Here is a 17,969-nt window from a genome sequence, read left to right on the forward strand (position 1 = left end):
CGGGTTCTGGGTGGCCACCCCCACCGGGCAGGTGTCGAGGTGGCAGACGCGCATCATGATGCAGCCGGAGACCACGAGGGGTGCCGTGGCGAAGCCGAACTCCTCTGCCCCGAGGAGGGCCGCGACGACGACGTCGCGCCCTGTCTTGAGCTGACCGTCCACCTGGACGGCGATCCGGTCGCGTAGCCCGTTGACGACCAGGGTCTGTTGCGCCTCGGCGAGGCCGAGCTCCCAGGGCGCGCCGGCGTGCTTGAGCGAGGTCAGCGGCGAGGCGCCGGTGCCGCCGTCGTGGCCGGAGATGAGCACCACGTCTGCGTGCGCCTTCGAGACACCCGCCGCGACGGTGCCGACCCCGATCTCGGAGACGAGCTTGACGTGCACGCGGGCCGCGGGGTTGGCGTTCTTGAGGTCGTGGATGAGCTGGGCCAGGTCCTCGATCGAGTAGATGTCGTGGTGGGGTGGCGGCGAGATGAGCCCGACGCCGGGCGTCGAGTGGCGGGTCCGGGCGACCCACGGGTAGACCTTGTGGCCGGGCAGCTGGCCGCCCTCGCCGGGCTTGGCGCCCTGGGCCATCTTGATCTGGATGTCGTCGGCGTGGGTCAGGTAGAGGCTCGTCACCCCGAACCGGCCCGACGCGACCTGCTTGATGGCCGAGCGGCGCTCCGGGTCGAGGAGCCGGTCGGGGTCCTCGCCGCCCTCCCCGGTGTTGGACCGGGCACCGAGGCGGTTCATCGCGACGGCGAGGGTCTCGTGGGCCTCCTGGGAGATCGAGCCGTAGCTCATCGCCCCGGTGCTGAAGCGCTTGACGATCTCGCTGACCGGCTCGACCTCCTCCAGCGGGACGGGGAGCCGTCCGGTGAGGCCGGGTGACTTGAAACCCATGAGCCCCCGAAGGGTCATCAGCCGGGCCGACTGGTCGTCGACGCGCTCCGTGTACTGCTTGAAGATGTCGTAGCGGCGGCTGCGCGTCGAGTGCTGGAGCCGGAAGACCGTCTCGGGGTCGAACAGGTGCGGCTCGCCCTCGCGGCGCCACTGGTACTCGCCGCCGACGTCGAGGTCGCGGTGGGCCTGCCGGACCCCCTCCGGCGGGTAGGCACGGGCGTGCCGGGCGGCGGCCTCCTCGGCGATGACCTCGAGCCCCACTCCCCCGAGCTGCGAGACCGTGCCGGTGAAGTAGCGGTCGACGAGGGCCTGGGACAGCCCGATGGCCTCGAAGACCTGGGCGCCGCGGTAGGAGGCCACCGTCGAGATGCCCATCTTCGACATGACCTTGAGGACGCCCTTGCCGAGCGCCTTGATGAGGTTGTGGACCGCCTGCTCCGGTGTGACGTCGTCGATGTGGCCGCCGCGGACAAGGTCCTCGACCGTCTCCATCGCGAGGTAGGGGTTCACGGCGGCCGCCCCGTAGCCGACGAGCAGGGCGACGTGGTGGACCTCCCGCACGTCTCCGGCCTCGACGAGCAGCCCCACCTGGGTGCGGGTCTTCTCGCGGATGAGGTGGTGGTGGACGGCGGCCGTGAGCAGGAGCGACGGGATCGGGGCGAGGTCGCGTCCGGAGTCGCGGTCAGACAGCACGACGAAGCGGGCACCCCGCCGGATCGCCTCGGACACCTCGGCGAAGATCTCCTCGAGCCGGTCACGCATCGCGGCGGCACCGCCGGTGACGTCGTAGAGCCCCCGGACGACGTGCGTCGCGTAGCCGGGCAGGTCGCCGTCGGCGTTGATGTGCACGATCTTGGCGAGCTCGTCGTTGTCGATGACCGGGAAGTCGAGCACGATCTGCCGGGCATGGACGGGCGAGGCCGACAGGGCGTTGCCCTCGGGGCCGATCGTCGTCGAGAGCGAGGTGACGAGCTCCTCGCGGATCGCGTCGAGCGGTGGGTTGGTCACCTGCGCGAACAGCTGGGTGAAGTAGTCGAAGAGCAGGCGGGGCCGCGAGGACAGGACCGCGATCGGGGTGTCGGTCCCCATCGAACCGAGTGCCTCGGCTCCGGTGCGCGCCATCGGCGTGAGGATGATCCGCAGCTCCTCGGTGGTGTAGCCGAAGGTCTGCTGCCGCCGGGCGACCGAGGAGGCGGTGTGCACGATGTGCTCCCGCTCGGGCAGGTCCTCGAGCCGGATCAGCCCGGCGTGGAGCCAGTCGCCGTAGGGCTGCGACCCGGCGAGCTGCGACTTGATCTCGTCGTCGGTCACGATGCGGCCGTGCTCGGTGTCGACGAGGAACATCCGGCCGGGCTGGAGCCGGCCGCGCTTGACGACGGTGGCCGGGTCGAGCTCGAGCACACCGGACTCGGAGGCGAGCACGACGAGGCCGTCCTCGGTCACGGTGTACCTGCCGGGTCGCAGCCCGTTCCGGTCGAGCACGGCACCGATCAGGGTGCCGTCGGTGAAGGCGACGTTGGCCGGCCCGTCCCACGGCTCCATGAAGGTCGAGTGGAACTCGTAGAAGGCACGGCGGGCGGGGTCCATCGACGAGTGGTTCTCCCACGCCTCCGGGATCATCATGAGGACCGCGTGTGGCAGCGAGCGGCCTCCGAGGTGGAGCAGCTCGAGAACCTCGTCGAAGCTCGCCGAGTCGGAGCCACCAGGTGTGCAGATCGGGAACAGCCGCTCGAGGTCGCCGGGGATGATGTCCGAGGTGAGCAGGCTCTCGCGGGCCCGCATCCAGTTGCGGTTGCCCTTGACCGTGTTGATCTCGCCGTTGTGGGCGATGAGCCGGTACGGGTGGGCGAGGGGCCAGGACGGGAACGTGTTGGTCGAGAAGCGCGAGTGGACGAGCGCGAGCTGGGTCGTCAGGCGCGGGTCGCTGAGGTCGGGGAAGAACGGCTCGAGCTGGCCCGTCGTCAGCATCCCCTTGTAGACGAGCGTGCGGCTCGACAGTGAGGCGAAGTAGACCTCTGCCTCACGTTCGGCCCGCTTCCGCAGGCAGAAGGCGAGCCGGTCGAGGCCCAGGCTGACGGCCAACCCGATCCGGGACGAGACGAAGAGCTGCTCGAAGTGCGGCATGCACGCACGGGCCGCCTCACCGACGAGCTCCGGCACGACCGGCACGTCCCGCCAGCCGAGCACCTCGAGGTTCTCGGCTGCCGCGATCTGCTCGACGCGGGCCTTGACCTCAGCCCGCGCGTCCGGGTCCGTGGGCAGGAACGCGAGCCCAGCGGCATACGCGCCCGGGGCGGGGAGGTCGAACGGCACGACCTCGCGCAGGAAGCCGTCGGGAACCTGCAGGAGGATCCCCGCACCGTCGCCGACGAGGGGGTCGGCCCCGGTGGCTCCGCGGTGGTCGAGGTTGCGCAGCGCGGTGAGGGCGAGGTCGACGATGTCGTGGCCGGCGCTGCCCCGCATCGTGGCGACGAAGGCGACCCCGCACGCATCGTGTTCGTGCTCGCGCCGGTACAGGCCGAAGTCCTGCGGGAGGGCGCTGAAGCGAGCATGCGGCGACATGGTCACCGTCCTTCCGAATCGTCCCCTGTCGATGGTGGCGGTGTGGACGGCGTCGGCCACGGTGAGGTGCGGCAAGGCTACTCCCGCGGTGGCGGTGTCCCAGCCTGCGATCCGGGACGTTTTGCATCCTGAGACCGACGGGGTCGGCTCAGGCGTGGCCCTCCCGGTCGGCAGGAGCCGACGAGTCAGCGGCCGCGCCGCCCTCGTCCGTGCGAGCCCGCTCGGGGGCCGCGGCATCCGTATCGGGGCCCTCGCCCTCGCGCCCCGGCTCGGTGATGGCCGGTGGCGACACGCCGGTGTCGTCCCCGTTGTCGCCTGCCTCGGCCGCCGCGTGGGCGGTCCGGCCGAACTGGATCCAGAGCAGCAGCCCGATGAGGAAGACCAGCATCGAGACCCAGGTGTTGACCCGTTGCCCAAGGATGTGGTTCGCGGTGTCGGTCCGCATGTTCTCGATGACGATGCGCCCGATGGGATAGCCCATGACGTAGGCGGCGAAGGTCTGCCCCGGCGCGAGCCGGCGGCGCCGCTCGAGCTGGATCAGGGCGACCGCCAGCAGGACGCACCAGATCGACTCGTAGAGGAAGGTCGGGTGGAAGTAGCCCTTGACGATCGGATGCCCGGACGCGTCCGTCACGGCATGCCCGAGCGCCTGGTCCCACTCGTAGACCTTGAGCCGCCACGGCAGGTCGGTCGGCCCGCCGTAGATCTCGTTGTTGAAGTAGTTGCCGAAGCGGCCCATCGCCTGGGCGACGAGGATGCCCGGCGCGGCGGCGTCCGCGAAGGCCTTGAACGTCATCCCGTGACGGCGGCAGCCGATCCAGACGCCGACCGCGCCGAGCGCGATTGCGCCCCAGATGCCCAGACCGCCGTTCCAAATGGCGAAGGCGTCCATCGGGTGACCGCCGGGGCCGAAGTACGGCTGCGGGGTGGTGATGAGGTGGTAGATCCGTCCGCCGACGATCCCGAACGGGACCGCCCACGCGCTGATGTCGAGCGCGACGCCCTTGCGGGCGCCCCGGGCGACGAGCCGCCGGTCGGCCCACCAGACGGCGACGATGATGCCGGCGAGGATGCAGAGCGCGTAGGCCCGGATGGGGATCGGCCCGAGGTACCAGACTCCCTGCGTCGGTGACGGGATGTCGGTGGCGAGTGCCGCCAGCGACGGTATGCCGCTGACCATGGTCACGCGCGACCTCTCCGTACGCCGTCGGCGAGCTCCGTCGCGAGCTTGCGCAGCCTGGCGAGCCCCTCGCTCTCGGAGGGCGCTTCGGTCAGGCATCGGACCAGGGCCGAGCCGACGATGACCCCGTCGGCGAAGCGACCCACCTCGGCTGCCTGCTCCCCCGTCGAGACACCGAGCCCGACACAGATGGGCAGGTCGGTGACCGCTCGGGTGCGGGCGACGAGGTCCTCGGCGGCCTCGCCGATCTCGGCCCGGGCGCCGGTGACTCCCATGACGGCGGTGGCATAGACGAAGCCCCGGCAGGCAGCGGTGACGGCCGCGAGCCGGTCAGGGGTCGAGCTCGGGGCGACGAGGAAGACCTTGTCGAGGTCGTGCCGGTCCGCTGCCTCGATCCACTCGCCGGCCTCGTCGGGGATGAGGTCCGGCGTGATGAGCCCGGCCCCGCCGGCTTCGGCCAGCTCGGCGGCGAACCGCTCGACGCCATGCCGTAGGACCGGGTTCCTGTAGGTCATGACGAGGGCTGCCGCGCCCTGGTCGGCCACCGCACGTGCGGCGAGGAAGGCGTCGCGGACGCGGACACCACCGGCGAGGGCGCGGACCGCAGCGTCCTGGATGACCGGCCCGTCCATGACCGGGTCGCTGTACGGGATGCCGATCTCGATGATGTCGACGCCCGACTCGACGAGGGCGCGCATCGCCTCGTGGTACCCTTCGACTGTCGGGAACCCGACGGGCTGGTAGCCGACGAGGGCGGCGCGGCCCTCGTCACGGCACCGCTGCAGCACGGCTGCGACGCTCATTGCTCCACCCCCGTGCCGGTCTGGTCCTCGTCGGTCAGGGCAGGCTCGGGCGAGCCCGACTCGTCGAGCAGGCCGAACCACTTCGCAGCGGTGTGGACGTCCTTGTCGCCGCGGCCCGACAGGCTGACCAGGATGATCGCCTCGGGCCCCAGCTCACGACCCAGCTGGATGGCCCCGGCGAGGGCGTGCGCGCTCTCGATGGCGGGCAGGATCCCCTCAGTGCGGGACAGCAGGGCGAACGCCTCCATCGCCTCGTCGTCGGTGATGGGCCGGTACTCGGCGCGGCCGGTCTCGCGCAGGTGCGCGTGCTCTGGGCCGACACTCGGGTAGTCGAGGCCGGCCGACACGCTGTGCGACTCGATCGTCTGGCCGTCCTCGTCCTGCAGGACGTAGGTGTAGGCGCCGTGCAGGACGCCGGGCTCACCGGTGGAGAACCGGGCGGCGTGCTTGCCGGAGGCGATCCCCGATCCGCCGGCCTCGAGGCCGACGAGCCGGACGCCGGCGTCGTCGATGAAGCGGTGGAAGATGCCCATGGCGTTCGAACCGCCGCCGACGCAGGCGCAGACGACGTCGGGCAGCCTGCCGACGAGGTCGAGGACCTGCTGGCGCGCCTCGACGCCGATGACCCGGTGGAAGTCGCGCACCATCTCCGGGAACGGGTGCGGCCCGGTCACGGTGCCGAGGACGTAGTGCGTGCGCTCCACATTGGCGACCCAGTCACGGAACGCCTCGTTGACCGCGTCCTTGAGCGTCTGGCTGCCGTGCTCCACGGCGACGACCTCGGCCCCGAGCAGCCGCATGCGCGCGACATTGAGCGCCTGCCGCTCGGTGTCCTTCTTGCCCATGTAGACGACGCACTCGAGCCCGAGCAGGGCCGCGGCCGTGGCGGTCGCGACGCCGTGCTGGCCCGCGCCGGTCTCGGCGATGACCCGGGTCTTGCCCATCCGCTTGGTCAGCAGGGCCTGCCCGAGCACGTTGTTGATCTTGTGCGACCCGGTGTGGTTGAGGTCCTCGCGCTTGAGGATGACCCGGGCGCCGCCGCAGTGCTGGGCGAAGCGGGGCACCTCGGTGATGATGCTGGGCCGGCCGGTGTAGGTCCGGTGGAGGCGCTCGAGCTCGCCGACGAACTCCGGGTCGACGAGGGCCTTGCGGCGCTCCTCGTCAAGCTGCTCGAGGGCCGGTATCAGTGCCTCGGGGACGAAGCGCCCGCCGAAGCCGCCGAACCGCCCGGCCGGGGCGTGGGTCATGGTCACTCCTGCTCGGGTCGTGCTGTGGTGCCCGCGGCGATGAGCTCGCGGATGGCCTCGGTCGGCCGCCCGCCGGTGACGAGGGCCTCGCCGACGAGGACCGCGCGGGCGCCGGACCGGACATAGGCCGCGACGTCGTCGGGCCCGGTGACCCCCGATTCGGCGACCGCGACGACGTCGGCGGGGATGCGCGGGAGCATCTCGTGCACGGTGCGTGCGTCGACCTCGAGGGTCTTGAGGTTGCGGGCGTTGACGCCGACGAGGACGGGGTCGAGATCCATGGCCCGGTCGAGCTCGTCCGGAGCGTGCACCTCGACGAGCGGGGTCATGCCGAGCTCGAGCGCCTGGGCGTGCAGGTCGCGCAGGAGCAGGTCGTCGAGGCCCGCCACGATGAGCAGCACGAGGTCCGCGCCGTGGGCCCGGGCCTCGGTGACCTGGTAGGGGTCGACGATGAAGTCCTTGCGCAGGACCGGGATGCGGACCGCCTGTCGGACCGCGTCGAGGTCCGCGAGGGAGCCGGCGAAGCGGCGCCGCTCGGTCAGGACGCTGACCGCGCTCGCCCCTCCGGCCTCGTAGGCCGCGGCGAGCGCGGCGGGTTCCGGGATCTCGGCGAGGTGCCCCTTGCTGGGGCTGCGCCGCTTCACCTCCGAGATGACGGCGACGCCCGGTGCCGCCCGGAAGGCGGGCAGCGGGTCGAGGGCCGGTGCGATGCTCGCGAGGTCCGCCTCGAGGCGGCCGGCGGGCAGTGCCGCCCGCCGGCTCTCGAGGTCCTCACGGACGCCCTCGATGATCTCGTCGAGAACGTTGGCCACGGGGCTCAGCTCTGGCCGAGCGTCTTGGCGCCGGACTCCTGGGGAGCGTCGGCGATCAGCGTCTCCTCATGAGTGAGGTGGCCCTTGCTGCCGTAGCCGGCCATCGACAGGACCTTGCCCGCGATGACACCGGCGACGATGACGACGACAGCGATGATGCCGAGGATGACGCTCGCGATGACGACGGCGACCGACGCGATGACGCAGCCGACGAGGACGATGGCGACCAGCGTCCACGCGGCCACGCTGTGGCCGTGGTCCTCGTGCTCTTCTTCCATGACTCTCTCTCTCCGGTGGGATGACGTCTACGCGCGGCCCATTGTGTCAGGTACCCGTGGGTGCCCCGCGCAAGGCCCATCCCGAGGGCGACACGGCGTCTTGACGAGGCGCGGTCACTCCTCTGGCGGGCGGTCGCTCATGGTCGGGTCCTGCCCGTCGGTGAGGTCGTCCCAGGTGCTGCGGACCTCGCCGCGAGGCCCGGCGGCCGGTCGCGCACCCCGTTCGTACCGAGCGCTGAGCCCACCCCATCCACGGCTCCACGAAGCCGCGAGGGCGGCTCCTGCGACGAGCAGGACCGCGACGGCGACCGCGACCCACGCCAGTGCGGTCGAGCTGCCCACCGCCTCGGGGGCGGTGGTGCGCGCCAGCTCTCGCGCGACGGCGTCGCCGACGACCTGCGTCGGCCGGAGGACGACGAGGAGCGCGAGCACCAGGGCGCCGAGGGAGGCGAGGACGAGGAGCACGGCGGAGACGGCGCGGATGACCGGCCCACCCGTCATGAGGGCCACGAGGGCGGCGACCGCGACGATCCCGAGGCCGATGACGGCCGGCATCGCCTCTGTCCCGGTCACCGAGGTGGTGCCGTGGCTCAGCACGTCGTTGGCACGGCCCGTTGCCCAGGTCTGGGTGGACAGCGCGGCGAGGGCTGCGGCCGGCACGGCGACCACGAGGGCAGCCTGCCGCTTCCCCGCCATCAGGGGACCACCGTCTGCAGGCCCTCGGCGGCCGCGACGGCCCGCAGGGCGGCGGCGGCCTTGTTGACCGTCTCGTCGTACTCCAGGGCCGGCACAGAGTCGGCGACGATGCCGGCACCGGCCTGGACGTGGGCGTGGCCGTCCTTGATGAGGGCGGTGCGGATGGCGATCGCCATGTCGAGGTCACCGGCGAAGTCGAGATAGCCGACGACGCCACCGTAGAGGCCGCGCCGCAGCCCCTCGAACTCGTCGATGAGGGCCATGGCGCGCGGCTTCGGGGCACCGGACAGGGTCCCGGCCGGGAACGTCGCCACGAGGGCGTCGTACGCGGAGCACTCGTCGCGCAGCCGCCCGACGACGGTCGACTCGATATGCATGATGTGGCTGTAGCGACGGATGGACATGAAGTCGACCGTGTCGACCGTGCCCGCCCGGCAGATCCGCTGCAGGTCGTTGCGGGCCAGGTCGACGAGCATGAGGTGCTCTGCGCGCTCCTTGGCGTCCGCCAGCAGCTCCTCGGCGAGGTGCGCGTCGTGCTCCGGGCTCGCGCCCCGGGGGCGCGACCCGGCGATGGGATGAGTGATCGCCTCACGGCCGACGACCTTGATGAGTGCCTCCGGGCTCGACCCGACGACGTCGTAGGACGACCCGTCCGGGTGCGGCAGCCGCAGGAGGTACATGTACGGGCTCGGGTTGGACACGCGCAGGGCGCGGTATACGTCGAGCGCGTCCGCCGCGCACGGCACGGAGAACCGCTGGGACACGACGACCTGGAAGGCCTCGCCGGCTCGGATGGCCTCCTTGGCCCGCTCGACCAGACCCTCGAACTCCTCCCGGGTGTGGCTGCTCACCGGCTCCTGCGGCACGGGCTGGATCGTCGAGACGCTGCTGTCCGCGGGCGCGGCCAGCTCGCGAGTCATCCGGTCGAGGCGCTCGACCGCGTCGGCCCAGGCCTGCTCGACCCTCTCGTCGGTCGCGTCGCGGTTGAGCGCGTTGGCGATGAGCAGCAGCGAGCCGTCGCTGTGGTCGAAGACGGCGAGGTCGGTCGCGAGCATCATGGCGAGCTCCGGCAGGCCGAGCCGGTCCTCACCTGTGTCGGGGACCGCCTCCCAGTGCCGGACCGCGTCGTAGGTGATCGCGCCGACCATGCCCCCGGTCAGGGGCGGCAGGCCCGCGATGCGCGGCGTGGCGAGGGCCGCCACCGTGCCACGGAGCGCCTCGGTCGGGTCTCCCGACGTGGGAAGTCCGACCGGCACGTCGCCGATCCAGTGCGCCTCTCCCCCGCGCTCGGTGAGGGTCGCCTCGGACCGGGCGCCGACGATCGAGTATCGCGACCAGACTCCGCCGTGCTCGGCCGACTCGAGCAGGAAGGTGCCCGGCTCGTCCTTGGCGAGCTTGCGGTACACGCCGACGGGGGTCTCCGCATCCGCAAGGACGCGCCGCACGACCGGGATGACCCGACGGTCACCGGCGAGCGCGAGCTCGGTGAAGGTCTCCAGGGAGGGCCAGGTCACGCCCCACTCGAGGTGGGCCTCTGGCTGGGCGTCGGTCAGCGTCATACCGCTCCTGGGCTCGGGCGCCGCGGTCACGGTCGTTCCCCCACCACGGCAGGGAGGACCCGGGCGTCGAAGCAGGTGCGGTCGCCCGTGTGGCAGGCCGCGCCGACCTGGTCCACGAGGACGAGGAGGGCGTCACCGTCGCAGTCGAGGCGCACCCCCTTGACCCACTGGACGTGGCCGCTCGTGTCGCCCTTGCGCCAGTACTCTCCACGGCTGCGGGACCAGAAGGTGACGCGGCCCTCGCTGAGGGTGCGCCGGAGGGCCTCCTCGTCCATCCAGCCGACCATGAGGACCTCGCGCGTGTCGTGCTGTTGGACGACGGCGGCGACGAGGCCGTCCGCGTCGCGCTTGAGCAGCTGGGCGATGGTCGGGTCGAGGGAGGGAGACTGGGTCACGCCGCCATTGTGCCGGTCACGGAGTGTCGTGGCGGTAGCGGCTCGGAGTGTGACCGAGCACGGAGCGGAAGTCGTTGGTCAGGTGGGCCTGGTCGGCGTAGCCGAGGTCCGCAGCGATCGCGGCGAGGTCGACGGCCGGCTCGGCGCGGATGCGTTCGGCGGCCTCCTGGAGGCGGCGCCGTCGGATCATTGCGCCCGGTGGCAGCCCGACGTAGCGCCTCGCGAGGCGCTGCACGGTGCGCGTCGAGACACCCAGGCCGGTCGCGAGGTCCTCGACGCGCAGCACGGAGCTGTCGCCCTCGACGAGGTCGGCGAGGGCGTTGGCCAGCCGCGCCTCGTCGGTGAGGGTCGGCACGCGGGCGTGCAGCCAATCGGAGAAGGCGGCGACAGCCCGGGTGCGACGGATCTCGGTGCCGGACTCGGTTTCGATCTCGGTGTCCGACCCCCGCATGGCGGCGCTGACCGCCGCGTGCAGGTCGGGTAGGGCGAGCCGGCGGTAGCTGTCGCGGATGCGGGCCGGGTCGTCGACGAGCGGCGGGACGGCCGCGGGGCGGAGCAGGGCTCCCACCGCCCAGCCGGTCCCCCGTGAGGTCGCGGTGGGTTCGGCGGGTCGTCGGCCCCGACAGCCCGACGAGGTCCCGCTCGACGACGAGGTTGCTCGCCGGGTAGGCGACGACCTCCTGCCGGGACGTGCGGCCCGGTGGCAGATCCCACTCGGGGATCCAGAACCAGCGGACGAGGTCGGCGACGGAGTCCGGAGCGGGCAGGCGGTGGAACACGGGCAGCCGCTCCGGATAGAGGACCCCGCGACCCGAGTCGGTCATGCGGACAGGGTAGGTGGCGCCCCGGACAGCGCGGTGTCGCAAATCTTCAAGCCGGCAAGCTCCCCTCCACCTAGCGTCGGGAACATGACCGAGAGCACGACGCACAGCACGACGACCGATCACGCCACCGCGGCCGACGGGCAGTTCACCACCAACGGGGTACCACACGGGTTCACCAGCCTCACCCCCTTCCTCGCGATCCCCGATGCCGGGGCGGCGATCGCTTTCTACCGCGACGTCTTCGGGGCACGGGTGGTCGACGTGACCGAGATGGGAGGCGTGATCGCCCACGCCGAGCTCGACTTCGGCAACGGCCACCTCCAGCTCGGTGAGCCGAACCCGGGCTACCACCTCGTGGCGGCTCCGGCCGGCGAGGACGACTGCTACTCGATCGCGCTGTACTGCGCGGACGTCGACGATGCCGTCGAGCGGGCGGTTGCGGCCGGGGCCACCGTGCGGGAGCCGGTGACGGAGTTCGTCTCCGGAGACCGCTTCGCGAGCATCCGCGACCCGTTCGGGGTCCGGTGGTCGGTGATGACCCGGGTCGAAGACCTCTCCGAGGAGGAGAGCGCGCGACGGGTCGCCGAGTGGGCCGCCCAGCAGGGCTGACCCGCCCGGATCGGCCCGCTCAGAGGGCCTGCTGCTGGGCGACCCAGGACGCGTGCAGCCTGGTGTAGACACCTCCCCGCTGGACGAGCTCGCTGTGGTGGCCCCGCTCCACGACCCGCCCCGCGTCGACGACGATCACCTCGTCGGCCGCCTCGGCCGTCGAGAGCCGGTGGGCGATCGCGATGCTCGTCCGGCCGCGGGTGAGGGAGTCGAGGGCCCGCTGCAGCCTCACCTCGGTGCTGGGGTCGACGGCGGATGTCGCCTCGTCCAGGACGAGCAGGTCCGGGTCGGCGAGGTAGGCCCGGGCGAGCGCGACGAGCTGGCGCTCCCCCGCCGACATCGACTCCCCGCGCTGGCCCACCTCGGTGTGCAGTCCCTGGGGCAGGGTGGCGAGCCACCCATCGAGGCCGAGCTCGGTCAGGGTCAGCCGGACCTCCTCCTCGGTCGACTCTGGCCGGCCGAACCGGACGTTCTCGAGCAGGGTTGCATCGAAGAGGAACCCCTCCTGGGGGACGAGGACGACGCGCTGGCGCAGGGAGGCGAAGCTGACGCGGCGCAGGTCGGTGCCGTCGATGAGGACCCGCCCCGTTGTGGGGTCCATCAGGCGGGTCAACAGCTTCGCGAGGGTCGACTTGCCCGACCCCGTCTCGCCCACGATCGCGACGCGGGTCCTCGGCTCGATGGCGAGGTCGACGTCGTGCAGGACCGGGTCGCCGCCGGGGTAGGCGAAGCCGACGTGTTCGAAGATGACGCGGATCGGGCCGCGGGGCAGCGTGGCGCCGCCGTCGGGATCGGCGACGTCGGCCGGCGTGTCGATGATCCCGATGACGCGGCGCCAGCCGGCCACCGCGTTCTGCATCTCGTTGAGGATCTCGGTCGCCTGCTGCACCGGCTGGGTGAAGAGGTTGACGAGGAAGAGGAAGGCGAGCAGCTCTCCGAGCGTGAGCCGCCCGTCGACCGCGAGGACGGTGCCGACGACGAGGACGACCGCGGTCACCAGGCCCGACACGAGCTGGCCGGACGTGAAGGCGAGCACCGACCGGGTCTGGGCTCCGATCGCCGCCTTGCGGTGCCCCTCGACGGTCCGGTCGATCCGCTCGGCCGTGCGGTCCTCGACGGCGTAGGCCCGGATCGCCTGCGCCCCGACGACGGCCTCGGCGATGGCGCCGAGCATGTCACCGACGCGCTCGCGCACCCGGGTGTAGGCGCGACCGACGATGCCCTGGAACCTCTGGATGATGAAGAACAGGGGGATGAAACAGACCCAGACGATGAGGCCGAGGAGCGGGCTGTAGACGACCATGAGCACCGTCGCGAGGGTGATCTGCGCGAGGTTGATCATGAGCATGAGCCCGCCGAACTGGACGAACATCGAGATCGTGTCGACGTCCGACGTCACCCGGGAGACGAGGCTGCCGCGCCGCTCGGTGTTCTGGGTCAGCATCGCGAGGTCGTGGATGTGCCGGAACGCCTTGACGCGTAAGGTCGCGAGTCCGCTCTCGGAAGCCCGAAAGAGCCGGACGTTGACGAAGTAGGCCGAGAACGCCGTGACGACGACGCCGGCCAGCGCGACCCCGACCCACCGGATGACGACGTCGACGTCCGGACCCCCCGCCGCGAGGATGCCGTCGTCGGTGGTGCGCTGGACCACGAAGGGCACGAGGATCCGCCCGAGGGTCGACAGGACCGCGAATAGGACGGTCACGCCGATCCCCCTGCGGAGCTCGGGCGAGAGGACGACGCCACGGCGCAGCGTCTGCCACGTCGTCATCTCCCGCCCGGACGCGATGCCGGCGTGGTCCACGAGGGGTGCCTGTCGCATGCTCATAGCCGCACCCCCTCGTCGGCGGCGCTCTCCTCGTCCGCCGCGATCGCCTCGCGCTCGGCGGCCTCTCGGGCATAGGCCGTGACGAGGCGCTCGTAGCCGGCGCAGCGCGACATGAGCTCGCCGTGCCGCCCGTGGTCGACGACCCTGCCCTCCTCGACGTAGGCGACCTCGTCGGCGAGCAGGATCGTCGCCATCCGGTAGGCGACGACGAGGACGGTCGTGCCGCTGCTCGCCTCGCGGAGCCCGGCGAGGATGGCCTGCTCGACGCTGGGGTCGACGGCCGAGGTCGCGTCATCGAGGATCAGCAGCTGTGGGTCGCGGATCACGGCTCGGGCCAAGGCGATCCGTTGCCGCTGACCACCGGAGAGGGTGCCGCCTCGCTCCCCCACCCGGGTGTCGAGGCCCTGCGGCAACCGCGAGACGAAGTCGGCTCCCTGGGCGATCCGGAGGGCGGCCCAGACCCGGTCGTCGGGGTGGTCCGCGCCGAGGGTGATGTTGCCCCGGACGGTGTCGTCGAACATGAAGGTCTGCTGGGCCACGAGGGCCGCGACGTCCGAGACGCCTCCCCTGCCGACGTCGCGCAGGTCGATCCCGTCGACGCGGACGACGCCCGTTTCGGGATCGACGAGCCGCATCATCAGCTCGGTCAGGGTCGACTTGCCGCTCCCGGTGGGGCCGACGAGGGCGACGGTCGAGCCGGCGGGTACGTCGAGCGTCACGTTGCGGATCGTCTCGTTGCGCGCGACCTCGCCGGACTCGGTGACCACCTCATGCGCATACGAGACGTCCCTGGCCGTGAGCCGGCTCGACCCGCCCGTCGGCAGGGCACGCTCGCCATACTCCATCGCCCCCTGCGCCTCGAGCACCGCCGAGACGCGGTTCCACCCCACCACGGCCCGCGGCAGCTCGGCGAGGACCCAGCCGAGCGCCCTCACCGGGAAGGCGGTGATGGAGAAGAGATAGGCGATCTGGACCACCTCGGCCGCCGAGATCGCACCTCCGCGTACCCGCATCGTCCCGACGACGAGGACGGCCAGCGTCCCGAGCGTCGGAATGGCCTCGATGGCCGGGTCGAAGCGACCCCGGGTGCGGCCCACCTCGATGTTGGCGTCGCGCAGCTCGTTCGTGACGCTGCGGAACCGCTCCGACTCGAAGTCCTCCCGGCCGAGCGACTTGACGACGAGGGCCGCCTCGAAGCTCTCGTGGGCGACCTCGGACACCTCGGCCCGCAGCTGCTGCGCCCGAGTGACTCGCGGCGACATCGCCCGCTGGAAGGCGACGTTGGCGGCGAAGAGCATCGGGAAGACGGTGAGGCCGATGAGCGCGAGGACGGGGTCGACGACGACCATCTGGATGACGCCGAAGACGAGCATGACGAGGACGCCGATCGCCATGGGCAGCGGCGCGAAGACGTTCCATGTCGCCTCGACGTCAGCGTTGGCGTTCGACAACAGCTGCCCCGACGGGTGTCGGTGGTGCCAGCTGAGCGGCAGCCGGAGGTACTGGCGCGTCACGAGCCGGCGGTACCGGGCGCCGAGGTTGTACATGGCGACGCCACCCGCGATCCGACGCCCGACGACACCGACGACCGTGGCCAGCACGACGAGCGCGATCGTCCCGCCGATGTACCAGAGCTGCCCAGCGGTCACGTGCCGGGCGGCGATGGCGGGCGTGATCGCCTGGTCGGTCACGTGCCCGATCGCCCAGGCCGTCAGCGACGTCATGACGCCGTAGACCGCGCTGCCGAGGACGGCGACGGAGAACCATCGCGGCTCGTCGCGCACACCGCGGCGGATGACGGCGAGTCCCTGGCGCAGGCTCGACCGGGTCGGGAGGGTCGCCAGGGTTGTCACGGCTGCCTGCTCCTGAGCGGGCGGCGGGCGAGGCTCGGGGGCACGGGGAACACGAAGGAGCAGCCTCTCACGACTGCTCACCGCCCCGGAGCCCGGTCTCGTGCCGCCCGCCGTCGAGGCGCCACAGCCACTGGTCACCGCCGTCGGGTCCCGGTTCCCGACGGAGCCGCTCGAAGCCCAGCCGCCCCAGCACACGCTCGGACGAAACGTTGCCGACCTCGGTGTGGGCGACCACCTCTCTGACACCCGATGCGAGCAGTGCGCGGACGTAGCCACCGAGGACGTCGGTCATCAGCCCTGTCCCGCGCGCTGACTCGACGAGGCCGTAGCCGACCTCGACGCGCCCCTCACGGTCCGGCGGGCCGTAGGACCCGATCGTGCCGACGACGAGCCCGCTCGCGCGGTCGCGGATCCCACGTGTCGCGTAGGGATCTTCGTCAGTCGCAGCGCGCACGGCATCCAGGTCGTCCTCACGGGGAAAGGCCTCGTCCCAGTCCGGCCGGCGCCGACCGGTGAGTATGCCGCCCACCTCGCTCCGCGTGAACGTGGCCAACGTGGCACGGGCGGTCTCGACCGGCTCCGTCCCAAGGGGTTTCGCCGCTGCCGCGGTGCTGACCCAGTAGCGGCGTGACCCGTCCCGCACGTCCTCGAGGACGCCACCGGCTCCCTCGATCGTGCGTGCGGAGGCGAGGTTGTCGTCATCGCACGTGATGAGCACGGGGTCGAGCCCGCGGGCGGCCGCCTCTGCAAGGACGAGCCGGAGCGCCGCGGACGCGATTCCCTGCCGCCTGAGGCTGGGGCGCACCGCATACCCGATGTGGCCGCCGACGAGGAGCAGCGCCGGCGTCAGCGCGTGCCGCAGGGTGATGGTGCCCGCTAGCCGGCCCTCGTGCCGGATCCACCAGTAGTCCGCGTGGACCATGCCGGGCCCGAGCGCTGTGTCGGCTCGACCGGCCCCCAGACGGGTGCGGACCCACGCGGCGAACTGCGCCGGCTCGCGAGCGGGCTCCGAGCGGTCGTGCAGGCCGGAGCCGTGGACCGGCTCGTCACCGAACTCGTCGACCAGGCCCCACCACTCGGTGGCCAGCTGGGTGGACGGCGCGATGAGATCGGTCACGCCGACCGACGCTATCGACCGGGTCCGACACGCTGCCACCTGACTGCCCTGCCGACCGGCTTGGCAAGATGTCCGCATGTCCGTGCCCGCCGCCACCACTGGCGGACGACTCTCCGTCACGAGCGTCCGGCCTCCCTGCCCGGATGACCTGGCCAGGCTCCAGGAGATCGAGGTCGCCGCCGACCGGGCCTTCGGCAAGGTCTTCGACGTGTCGGACTGGCCACCGCCGCCGTCCGGAGCGGAGCGCGCGGAGGAGCCCGGGTTCATCCTCGTCGTGGGCCAGCCCGCCGTCGGCTTCGCCCATGTGATCGAGCTGGGCACGGAAGATCGGCCCCACCTGCACCTCGAACAGCTCTCGGTCCTCCCGGAGGCGGCGCGACACGGCCTCGGCACCATGCTCCTGCTCGCCGCGCTCGGCGTGGCGCTCGAGCGCGGGCACGACGAGATCACCCTGATGACCTTCGCCGACGTGCCCTGGAACCGGCCCTGGTATGCCCGCCACGGGTTCCGCGAGCTCGACCTCAGACCTGCGGCCGGGGCCGCCGAGCGGGACACGGCCCGGCTGCTCGAGCCGTTGCGTCGCACCGAGGAGCGCCTCGGCCTGGAGCGCCACGGCAGGCGCGTCGCGATGATCCGGCCCCTCGTCGACGAGCCGGCACCCCTCCCGGCCGTGAGCGTCATTCCCCTCCGCGACGGCCCCGGCGGGCTCGAGGCATTCGTCCAGCACCGCGCCTCCACCATGGACTTCGCGCCGGGGGCCGTCGTGTTCCCGGGCGGCCGGGTCGACCCCCGGGACGTCCGCACCGGGCGCGGTCTCGCCCTGCCCGCGGATGTGGTGACGGCACACGCCCGGCGGTGGAGGCACACGGAATACGGGGGCCTGCAGGGCGACGCGGAACAGCGCGTCCGCACCCTCCTCGCGACAGGAGTTCGGGAGCTGGCCGAGGAGACGGGTGTCGTCGTCGCGCCGCGCCGGCTCGTGCCGTGGGACAGCTGGGTGACGCCCATCGGCTACGGCAAGCGCTTCGATGTCGCGTTCTTCGTCCTCCCCGTGGAGCGGGACGCGCTGGCTCACACCACGACGGAGGCGACTGACTCCGAGTGGCTCCCCGTCGCCGAGCTCGTCGCCCGGGCGGAGGCGGAGGAGCTGGCCCTCGTCCCGCCGACCCGCACCATCGCCGACGAGCTGCAGCAGCTGGGTTCGGTCGACGCCGTCCTCGCACTGCAGCCCGTCATCCGGGCCGTGCGGCACGACGTGACACCCCTTCGCCCCCGCCCGCCCGAGGGCACTGGCGGTGGTCGCGCCTAGGCGGCACCTCGCCAG

At 72.1% G+C, this 17,969-nt stretch carries 15 protein-coding genes; 2 read left to right on the plus strand and 13 right to left on the minus strand.

What is annotated here, in order from left to right; translation table 11 throughout:
- The 10 genes from gltB to ACTHJJ_RS14180 form a co-directional block, all read right to left on the minus strand.
- Window positions 1–3,444 (minus strand): glutamate synthase large subunit (gene gltB / locus ACTHJJ_RS14135; protein ID WP_440303578.1); only part of this gene is annotated, 3,444 nt, incomplete at its 3' end.
- A 148-nt stretch (window positions 3,445–3,592) separates the two neighbouring features.
- Window positions 3,593–4,624: a prolipoprotein diacylglyceryl transferase gene (lgt, locus tag ACTHJJ_RS14140; RefSeq protein ID WP_440303598.1), complete on the minus strand. Its 1,032-nt coding sequence runs from the start codon at window positions 4,622–4,624 to the stop codon at window positions 3,593–3,595.
- Between the two features lie 2 nt (window positions 4,625–4,626).
- Window positions 4,627–5,427, minus strand: coding sequence for a tryptophan synthase subunit alpha (trpA, locus tag ACTHJJ_RS14145; protein ID WP_440303579.1), 801 nt, complete (start codon window positions 5,425–5,427; stop codon window positions 4,627–4,629).
- Window positions 5,424–6,674 (minus strand): tryptophan synthase subunit beta, encoded by a 1,251-nt coding sequence (trpB, locus tag ACTHJJ_RS14150; protein WP_440303580.1) that lies wholly within the window; start codon window positions 6,672–6,674, stop codon window positions 5,424–5,426. Before trpB ends, trpA begins: the two co-directional genes overlap by 4 nt.
- A gap of 2 nt (window positions 6,675–6,676) precedes the next feature.
- Window positions 6,677–7,486 carry an indole-3-glycerol phosphate synthase TrpC gene (gene trpC / locus ACTHJJ_RS14155; protein WP_440303581.1) on the minus strand — a complete coding sequence of 270 codons (810 nt, stop codon included), beginning with the start codon at window positions 7,484–7,486 and terminating at the stop codon, window positions 6,677–6,679.
- A gap of 5 nt (window positions 7,487–7,491) precedes the next feature.
- On the minus strand, window positions 7,492–7,764 hold the full coding sequence (locus tag ACTHJJ_RS14160) for an HGxxPAAW family protein (RefSeq protein WP_440303582.1): 273 nt from the start codon (window positions 7,762–7,764) through the stop codon (window positions 7,492–7,494).
- Window positions 7,765–7,878: 114 nt separating this feature from the next.
- On the minus strand, window positions 7,879–8,460 hold the full coding sequence (locus ACTHJJ_RS14165) for a Trp biosynthesis-associated membrane protein (protein WP_440303583.1): 582 nt from the start codon (window positions 8,458–8,460) through the stop codon (window positions 7,879–7,881).
- A complete protein-coding gene (locus tag ACTHJJ_RS14170; RefSeq protein ID WP_440303584.1) occupies window positions 8,460–10,019 on the minus strand; it encodes an anthranilate synthase component I in 1,560 nt (519 codons plus the stop codon). The genes ACTHJJ_RS14165 and ACTHJJ_RS14170 overlap by 1 nt, the downstream gene beginning before the upstream one ends.
- A 26-nt stretch (window positions 10,020–10,045) precedes the next feature.
- Window positions 10,046–10,414 (minus strand): phosphoribosyl-AMP cyclohydrolase, encoded by a 369-nt coding sequence (gene hisI / locus ACTHJJ_RS14175; protein WP_440303585.1) that lies wholly within the window; start codon window positions 10,412–10,414, stop codon window positions 10,046–10,048.
- Between the two features lie 16 nt (window positions 10,415–10,430).
- A complete protein-coding gene (locus tag ACTHJJ_RS14180; protein ID WP_440303586.1) occupies window positions 10,431–10,982 on the minus strand; it encodes a helix-turn-helix domain-containing protein in 552 nt (183 codons plus the stop codon).
- Window positions 10,983–11,322: 340 nt separating this feature from the next.
- Here ACTHJJ_RS14180 and ACTHJJ_RS14185 point away from each other — a divergent pair, with 340 nt between their 5' ends.
- Window positions 11,323–11,847: a VOC family protein gene (locus ACTHJJ_RS14185; protein ID WP_440303587.1), complete on the plus strand. Its 525-nt coding sequence runs from the start codon at window positions 11,323–11,325 to the stop codon at window positions 11,845–11,847.
- 19 nt (window positions 11,848–11,866) lie between these two features.
- On the opposite strand, the gene ACTHJJ_RS14190 is transcribed toward ACTHJJ_RS14185, so the two are convergent.
- The 3 genes from ACTHJJ_RS14190 to ACTHJJ_RS14200 form a co-directional block, all read right to left on the minus strand.
- Window positions 11,867–13,669, minus strand: a complete 1,803-nt coding sequence (locus ACTHJJ_RS14190; protein ID WP_440303599.1) for an ABC transporter ATP-binding protein — start codon at window positions 13,667–13,669, stop codon at window positions 11,867–11,869.
- A 2-nt stretch (window positions 13,670–13,671) separates the two neighbouring features.
- Entirely contained in the window at window positions 13,672–15,528 is a 1,857-nt protein-coding gene (locus ACTHJJ_RS14195) for an ABC transporter ATP-binding protein (RefSeq protein WP_440303588.1), read from the minus strand.
- 67 nt (window positions 15,529–15,595) lie between these two features.
- Window positions 15,596–16,645, minus strand: a complete 1,050-nt coding sequence (locus ACTHJJ_RS14200) for a GNAT family N-acetyltransferase (RefSeq protein ID WP_440303589.1) — start codon at window positions 16,643–16,645, stop codon at window positions 15,596–15,598.
- Between the two features lie 76 nt (window positions 16,646–16,721).
- On the opposite strand from ACTHJJ_RS14200, the gene ACTHJJ_RS14205 reads away from it, so the two are divergent.
- Window positions 16,722–17,954, plus strand: a complete 1,233-nt coding sequence (locus ACTHJJ_RS14205; protein ID WP_440303590.1) for a GNAT family N-acetyltransferase — start codon at window positions 16,722–16,724, stop codon at window positions 17,952–17,954.
- The last annotated feature ends 15 nt before the right edge of the window (window positions 17,955–17,969 follow it).

It is taken from the genome of Intrasporangium sp., assembly GCF_051961875.1.
Taxonomy (GTDB): Bacteria; Actinomycetota; Actinomycetes; order Actinomycetales; family Dermatophilaceae; genus Intrasporangium_A.

What these genes read in the sequence shown, in the direction of transcription:
- trpB (WP_440303580.1), bottom strand. Translation starts at nt 6,674, where the DNA reads ATGACCCACGCCCCGGCCGGGCGGTTCGGCGGCTTCGGCGGGCGCTTC.
- ACTHJJ_RS14205 (WP_440303590.1), top strand. Translation starts at nt 16,722, where the DNA reads ATGTCCGTGCCCGCCGCCACCACTGGCGGACGACTCTCCGTCACGAGC.
- ACTHJJ_RS14185 (WP_440303587.1), top strand. Translation starts at nt 11,323, where the DNA reads ATGACCGAGAGCACGACGCACAGCACGACGACCGATCACGCCACCGCG.
- ACTHJJ_RS14165 (WP_440303583.1), bottom strand. Translation starts at nt 8,460, where the DNA reads ATGGCGGGGAAGCGGCAGGCTGCCCTCGTGGTCGCCGTGCCGGCCGCA.
- ACTHJJ_RS14160 (WP_440303582.1), bottom strand. Translation starts at nt 7,764, where the DNA reads ATGGAAGAAGAGCACGAGGACCACGGCCACAGCGTGGCCGCGTGGACG.
- ACTHJJ_RS14190 (WP_440303599.1), bottom strand. Translation starts at nt 13,669, where the DNA reads ATGCGACAGGCACCCCTCGTGGACCACGCCGGCATCGCGTCCGGGCGG.
- ACTHJJ_RS14170 (WP_440303584.1), bottom strand. Translation starts at nt 10,019, where the DNA reads ATGACGCTGACCGACGCCCAGCCAGAGGCCCACCTCGAGTGGGGCGTG.
- trpA (WP_440303579.1), bottom strand. Translation starts at nt 5,427, where the DNA reads ATGAGCGTCGCAGCCGTGCTGCAGCGGTGCCGTGACGAGGGCCGCGCC.
- lgt (WP_440303598.1), bottom strand. Translation starts at nt 4,624, where the DNA reads ATGGTCAGCGGCATACCGTCGCTGGCGGCACTCGCCACCGACATCCCG.